Annotated in this window: 7 protein-coding genes; 4 read left to right on the forward strand and 3 right to left on the reverse strand. The window is 71.4% G+C overall.

Features of this window, described 5'->3' with window-relative positions:
- Window positions 1–20: 20 nt before the first annotated feature.
- On the reverse strand, window positions 21–500 hold the full coding sequence (locus ACGF0D_RS09215; protein ID WP_392867011.1) for a GtrA family protein: 480 nt from the start codon (window positions 498–500) through the stop codon (window positions 21–23).
- A gap of 325 nt (window positions 501–825) precedes the next feature.
- Between ACGF0D_RS09215 and ACGF0D_RS09220 the strand changes: the two genes are divergently transcribed.
- Genes ACGF0D_RS09220 through ACGF0D_RS09230 form a run of 3 tightly spaced genes read left to right on the forward strand, consistent with a single transcriptional unit; the run spans window position 826 to window position 3,728 of the window.
- Window positions 826–1,965 (forward strand): 5-(carboxyamino)imidazole ribonucleotide synthase, encoded by a 1,140-nt coding sequence (locus ACGF0D_RS09220; RefSeq protein ID WP_392867009.1) that lies wholly within the window; start codon window positions 826–828, stop codon window positions 1,963–1,965.
- Window positions 1,962–2,486, forward strand: coding sequence for a 5-(carboxyamino)imidazole ribonucleotide mutase (purE, locus tag ACGF0D_RS09225; RefSeq protein ID WP_392867006.1), 525 nt, complete (start codon window positions 1,962–1,964; stop codon window positions 2,484–2,486). Before ACGF0D_RS09220 ends, purE begins: the two co-directional genes overlap by 4 nt.
- A 33-nt stretch (window positions 2,487–2,519) precedes the next feature.
- The gene (locus tag ACGF0D_RS09230; protein ID WP_392914441.1) at window positions 2,520–3,728 is read left to right on the forward strand and encodes a dipeptidase; all 1,209 of its coding nucleotides are present in this window, start codon (window positions 2,520–2,522) and stop codon (window positions 3,726–3,728) included.
- A 3-nt stretch (window positions 3,729–3,731) separates the two neighbouring features.
- Here the strand turns inward: ACGF0D_RS09230 and ACGF0D_RS09235 are convergent, their stop codons facing one another.
- Both ACGF0D_RS09235 and ACGF0D_RS09240 read right to left on the reverse strand, forming a co-directional pair.
- Complete coding sequence (locus tag ACGF0D_RS09235) at window positions 3,732–4,145, reverse strand: CoA-binding protein (protein WP_392867001.1); 414 nt, start codon at window positions 4,143–4,145, stop codon at window positions 3,732–3,734.
- 245 nt (window positions 4,146–4,390) lie between these two features.
- Window positions 4,391–5,728: a UDP-glucose dehydrogenase family protein gene (locus ACGF0D_RS09240; protein WP_392866998.1), complete on the reverse strand. Its 1,338-nt coding sequence runs from the start codon at window positions 5,726–5,728 to the stop codon at window positions 4,391–4,393.
- Window positions 5,729–5,946: 218 nt separating this feature from the next.
- On the opposite strand from ACGF0D_RS09240, the gene ACGF0D_RS09245 reads away from it, so the two are divergent.
- Window positions 5,947–6,398, forward strand: a 452-nt coding sequence (locus ACGF0D_RS09245; protein WP_392914442.1) for an acyl-CoA dehydrogenase family protein, incomplete at its 3' end; no start/stop codon positions are given.

Below are 6,398 nucleotides of genomic sequence, written 5' to 3' on the forward strand. Positions count from 1 at the left end.
CCCGGCAAGGGGAGGGGCGGCTACTCGGCCTGGGCGTAGCGGATCCGCTCGGTGGCCAGCATCAGCTCGGCCTGGGCGGCCAGCTCCCGGCCGTCGGCGGTGACCTCCTGCTCGGTCTCCGGCAGCGCCTTGAAGACCCACGTCCGGTAGGAGAAGAACCGGAAGGTGGTGCCGGCGATCAGACCGATCACGTTCTTGGCGATCAGCTGGCTGGTGGGCGAGGAGTAGCCGAGCACGTGCACCGAGAAGGCGTTGATGCCGTTCTCGATCAGCATGCCGATGCCGCTGAAGATCAGGAAGAGGGTGATCTCGCGCTTGCGCGAGGCCGCGTCCCGGTCGCGGTAGAGCCAGTAGCGGTAGCCGAGGTAGTTGGTGCCGATCGCCACGCTGGTGGCGATGTAGCCCGAGAAGGAGTTGATCGGACCGGTCGTCTTGAGGCAGACCCAGAAGACCCCGGCGTTGACGATCACGCCGGTCACGCCGACTATGGCGAACTTCACCACCTCACCCCTGAGCCCACGCAGTTTCTGCATGAGCGAGGGGTTCGAAGCTGCGGTCGTCGCCATACCGGGTGGCCTCCATGTACCTGCGGGGAAAAGCGGTGTCCCACTGGGCCGGGGACACCCCTTGAGCCCTGCGTGCACGCACATGATCCGACCGCGCGGACGAGGACCTGGCCGTTCAGGCTACCCGCTTCCATCGAACGGCTCAGCCGTCCGGGGTGGGGGTTGACATCTACGCGCGTCCGCTCCGGAGGCCCCACCGGCGGCTCCACCGCCCCCGACCGGCCCGGATATCCTGGGCCGCGTGACTTCCCCGGGCAATGTGAATTTTCCAGTGGTGGGCATGATCGGTGGCGGGCAGCTGGCCCGCATGGCACACCAGGCGGGCATCCCGCTCGGGGTCAGGTTCAAACTCCTCGCCGACACGCCCCAGGACTCCGCCGCGCAGGTGGTCTCCGACGTCGTCCTCGGTGACTACCGCGACCTCGACACCCTGCGCGCCTTCGCCGCCGGCTGCGACGTGATCACCTTCGACCACGAACACGTCCCCACCGAGCACCTACGGGCCCTGGAGGCCGACGGCATCGCCGTCCGCCCCGGCCCGGACGCGCTGGTCAACGCCCAGGACAAGGGTGTGATGCGGGCCAAGCTGGACTCCATCGACGTGCCCTGCCCCCGGCACCGCATCGTCGCCGACCCGGCCGACGTCACCGCCTTCGCGAACGAGGGCTCCGGCTACCCCGTCGTCCTGAAGACCGTCCGCGGCGGCTACGACGGCAAGGGCGTCTGGGTCGTCGACGACGAGGAGCAGGCGCAGGCCCCGTTCCTGGCCGGCGTCGCGGTGCTGGCCGAGGAGAAGGTCGACTTCGTCCGCGAGCTGGCCGCCAACGTGGTCCGCTCGCCCAGCGGCCAGGCCGTCGCCTACCCGGTGGTGGAGAGCGTCCAGGAGAACGGCGTCTGCGCCGAGGTCACCGCCCCCGCGCCGGACCTCGACCCGGCCCTGTCCGACGAGGCCCAGCAGCTCGCCCTGCGGATCGCCGGCGACCTCGGCATCGTCGGCCACCTCGCCGTCGAGCTGTTCCAGACCCGGGACGGCCGCATCCTGGTCAACGAGCTGGCCATGCGCCCGCACAACTCCGGGCACTGGACCCAGGACGGCGCCGTCACCTCGCAGTTCGAGAACCACCTGCGGGCCGTCCTCGACCTCCCGCTCGGCGACCCCCGCCCGCGCGCCAGGTGGACCGTCATGGTCAACGTCCTCGGCGGCGACTACCCCGACATGTACCACCCCTTCCTGCACTGCATGGCCCGCGACCCCGGGCTGCGGATCCACATGTACGGGAAGGACGTGAAGCCCGGCCGCAAGGTCGGCCACGTCAACGTCTTCGGGGACGACCTCGAAGACGTCCGCGAGCGCGCCCGCCACGCGGCCGCCTACCTGCGAGGAACGATCACCGAATGACCTCTCCGCTCATTGGCATCGTGATGGGCTCGGACTCCGACTGGCCGGTCATGGAGGCCGCCGCCCAGGCGCTCGACGAGTTCGAGGTCCCCTACGAGGTGGACGTCGTCTCCGCCCACCGGATGCCCCGCGAGATGGTCGCGTACGGCGAGCGGGCCCACGAGCGCGGACTGAAGGCGATCATCGCCGGCGCCGGCGGCGCGGCCCACCTGCCGGGCATGCTCGCCTCCGTCACCCCGCTGCCGGTCATCGGCGTGCCGGTGCCGCTGCGCTACCTGGACGGCATGGACAGCCTGCTGTCGATCGTCCAGATGCCGGCCGGCGTTCCGGTGGCGACCGTCTCGGTGGCCGGCGCTCGCAACGCCGGCCTGCTCGCGGTGCGGATGCTCGCCGCCTTCGACCCCGAGCTCACCGAGAAGATGACCGACTTCCAGACCGAGCTGAACAACCAGGCCACCGAGAAGGGCGCCAAGCTGCGCGCCAAGGTGGCCGGTTCCTCCTCCTTCGGATTCGGCAAGTAATCCCGCTGGTGGGGGTGGGGTAGAACAGCCCGTATGACTTCTCGGACGGACTCCTCCCCCACCCCGCTCGACCGCGCCCGCGCCCTGCTGCGCACCGCCCCCGTGGTGGACGGCCACAACGACCTCCCCTGGGCGATGCGCGAGCAGGCCGGGTACGACCTCGGCGCGCTCGACCTCGCCGCCGACCAGAGCGACCGCCTGCACACCGACCTCGCCCGCCTCGCGGAGGGCGGGGTCGGCGCGCAGTTCTGGTCCGTCTACGTCCCCTCCTCACTGGCCGGCGACCACGCGGTGAGCGCCACCCTGGAGCAGGTCGACTTCGTCCACGCCCTGGTCGAGCGCTACCCGGACCGGCTGCGCCTGGCCCGTACCGCCGCCGACATGGAGGCCGCCCGCGCCGAGGGCCGGATCGCCTCCCTGATGGGCGCCGAGGGCGGCCACTCCATCGACTGCTCGCTGGCCACCCTGCGCGCCCTGTACGAACTGGGCGTGCGGTACCTGACGCTCACCCACAACGACAACGTGCCGTGGGCGGACTCCGCGACCGACAAGCCGGTGGCCGGCGGGCTGACCCGGTTCGGCGAGGAGGTCGTCCGGGAGATGAACCGGCTCGGCATGCTGGTCGACCTCTCGCACGTCTCCGCCGACACCATGCGCGACGCCCTGCGGGTCACCGAGGCGCCCGTCGTCTTCTCGCACTCCTCCTCGCGCGCGGTCTGCGACCACCCGCGCAACATCCCGGACGACGTGCTCGCCCAGCTGCCCGCCAACGGCGGCGTGGCGATGGCGACCTTCGTGCCGAAGTTCATCCTGCCCGCCGCCATCGAGTGGACCCGGGAGGCCGACGAGAACATGCGCGCCCACGGCTTCCACCCGCTGGACACCACCCCGCCGGCCATGGAACGCCAGCGCGCCTTCGAGGCCGCCAACCCGCGCCCGATCGCCACCCCGGCCACCGTCGCCGACCATCTCGACCACATGCGCGAGGTGGCCGGCATCGACCACATCGGCATCGGCGGCGACTTCGACGGCACCGCCTTCCTGCCCGACGGCCTGGACTCGGTGGCCGGCTACCCCAACCTGGTCGCCGAACTCCTCGACCGCCGCTGGTCGGAGGCCGACCTGGCCAAGCTCACCTGGCACAACGCCGTCCGCGTCCTGCGCGACGCCGAGTCGGTGGCCGCCCGGCTGCGCGCCGAGCGGCGCCCGTCCATCGCCACCATCGCGCGGCTGGACGGCTGAGCCTCAGCCGAGCCGCGGGATCTCGATGGCCGGGCACCGGTCCATCACCATGGCCGGCCCGGCGTCCCTGGTCCGCTCGTAGGCGGCCTCGTCGACGACGCCGAGCTGGAACCAGACCGCCTTCGCCCCGGCGGCCACCGCCTGGTCGGCCACCTCGCCGGCCAGCGCGCTGTTCACGAACACGTCCACCACGTCGACCTGGAAGGGGATCTCGGCGAGCGAGGCGTAGCCCTGCTCGCCGAGGACCGTCTCGGCCTTCGGGTGCACGGGCACGATCCGCTTGCCGTACTGCTGGAGGACCCGGGCCACCCGGTAGGCGGCCCGGGCGGTGTTGTTGGACAGGCCCACCACGGCCCAGGTGTCGCCCGCGCCGGTGAGGATCCCGCGGACCGTCGCTTCGTCGCCGTAGCTCGTCATGCCGCTACCAACGACGCCCGGGCGCGTGGGATTCCGGCCGGTCGGACGTCGAAGGCCTGGAGCTCGACCCGGGCCGACGAGCAGCTTGCGCATGAAGGCCCCCCGGTCTCCGGACCACCGTGCATGGCGGACGGCCCGATCCTCGCACGAGAGTTGAACATGTTCAAATAATTGTGCCAGGGAACGCGGAAGCGCCCGCCCCCGAGGTCGGGGACGGGCGCTTCCGTGGTGTGCGGGCGGGCGCCTCAGCTCGGGCGGCCCAGGGCGCGGTAGGTCCAGCCGGCGGCACGCCAGGCGTCGGCGTCCAGGACGTTGCGGCCGTCGAGCAGGCGGCGCTCGGCGACCACGGAGCCGAGGGTGGCCGGATCCAGCTCGCGGAACTCGGACCACTCGGTGAGGTGGAGGACGACATGGGCGCCCTCGGCGGCCTCCAGGGCGGAGTGGGCGTAGGTGAGGGACGGGAACATCTTGCGGGCGTTGTCCACGGCCTTCGGGTCGTAGACGGTGACCTGGGCGCCCTGGAGCTGGATCTGGGCGGCCACGTTGAGGGCGGGGGAGTCCCGGATGTCGTCCGAGTTGGGCTTGAAGGCGGCGCCGAGGACGGCGACCCGGCGGCCCAGGAAGCCGCCGCCGCACTGTTCGCGCGCCAACTCCACCATCCGGGAGCGGCGCCGCATGTTGATCGAGTCGACCTCGCGCAGGAAGGTCAGCGCCTGGTCGGCGCCGAGCTCGCCGGCCCGGGCCATGAACGCGCGGATGTCCTTCGGCAGGCAGCCGCCGCCGAAGCCGAGGCCGGAGTTGAGGAACTTGCCGCCGATCCGCTCGTCGTAGGCGAGCGCCTTGCTGAGCTGGGTGACGTCCGCGCCGGCCGCCTCGCAGACCTCGGCCATCGCGTTGATGAAGGAGATCTTGGTGGCCAGGAAGGAGTTGGCGGCCGCCTTGACCAGTTCCGCCGTCGCGAAGTCGGTGACCATGAACGGCACCCCGGCCGCGATCGGCTCCGCGTACACCTCGCGCAGCAGCCGCTCGGCCCGCTCGCTCTGGGTGCCGACCACGATCCGGTCCGGCCGCAGGGTGTCCTGCACGGCGAAGCCCTCGCGCAGGAACTCCGGGTTCCAGGCGAGTTCGGCGCCCTCGCCGACCGGTGCCAGCGCGGCCAGCCGCTCGGCCAGCCGGGCCGCCGAGCCGACCGGGACGGTGGACTTGCCGACCACCAGGGCGGGGCGGGTCAGGTGCGGCGCGAGCTCGTCGATCGCGGTGTCGACGTACGACATGTCGGCCGCGAACTCGCCCTTGCGCTGCGGGGTGTTGACGCAGACGAAGTGCACGTCGCCGAACTCGGCGGCCTCCTGGGCGGAGGTGGTGAAGCGCAGCCGTCCGGTCGAACCCTCGTGCCCGGCCACGTGCTTGAGCAGCAGTTCGGACAGCCCGGGCTCGTACATCGGGACGCGGCCCGCGGTCAGCATGGCGATCTTGTCCGGGTCGATGTCCAGACCCAGCACCTCGAAGCCGAACTCGGCCATCGCGGCGGCGTGCGTGGCGCCGAGGTAGCCGGTGCCGATCACGGAGATGCGGAGGGTCACGGGTTCTCCTTGGATGCGGACGCGACCAGTACAGATGCCCTGATGCTATCCGCCCGCGGGGAGCACGCACGGATCACCTGCACGGCTGGGACGCTAGGCAGCCGCAGGCCCGCGCCCTAGGATCTCTACTGAACGGTAGTTAACCGCGGATTCGACTCGCACCGGGCGTCGATCGGACCTCGCTCGGGCGTTGGTCACTGAACGACGAGGCAGGCATCATGGCGGGCAGCGCAGGGGCGGCTGACTTCGATCTCTTCCGGATCTCCGAGGAGCACGAGATGCTCCGTGAGGCGGTGCGTTCGCTGGCCGAGGCGAAGATCGCCCCGTTCGCGGCGGAGGTGGACGAGCAGGGGCGGTTCCCGCAGGAGGCGTTGGACGCGCTGCAGGGCAACGACCTGCATGCGGTGCACGTGCCGGAGGAGTACGGCGGTGCGGGGGCGGACGCGCTGGCGACGGTGATCGTGATCGAGGAGGTGGCGCGGGTGTGTGCGTCGTCCTCGTTGATCCCGGCGGTGAACAAGCTGGGGTCGCTGCCGGTGCAGCTGTCGGGTTCGGAGGAGCTGAAGGCGCGGTACCTGGGGGCGCTGGCGCGTGGTGAGGGGATGTTCTCGTACTGCCTGTCGGAGCCGGAGGCGGGTTCGGACGCGGCGGGGATGAAGACCCGGGCGGT

The sequence above is a fragment of the Kitasatospora sp. NPDC048298 genome (assembly GCF_043201465.1).
Classification (GTDB): Bacteria; Actinomycetota; Actinomycetes; order Streptomycetales; family Streptomycetaceae; genus Kitasatospora.

Excerpts from the sequence above, each read along its gene's own strand:
- purE (WP_392867006.1), top strand. The coding sequence starts at position 1,962 with ATGACCTCTCCGCTCATTGGCATCGTGATGGGCTCGGACTCCGACTGG.
- ACGF0D_RS09230 (WP_392914441.1), top strand. The coding sequence starts at position 2,520 with ATGACTTCTCGGACGGACTCCTCCCCCACCCCGCTCGACCGCGCCCGC.
- ACGF0D_RS09235 (WP_392867001.1), bottom strand. The coding sequence starts at position 4,145 with ATGACGAGCTACGGCGACGAAGCGACGGTCCGCGGGATCCTCACCGGC.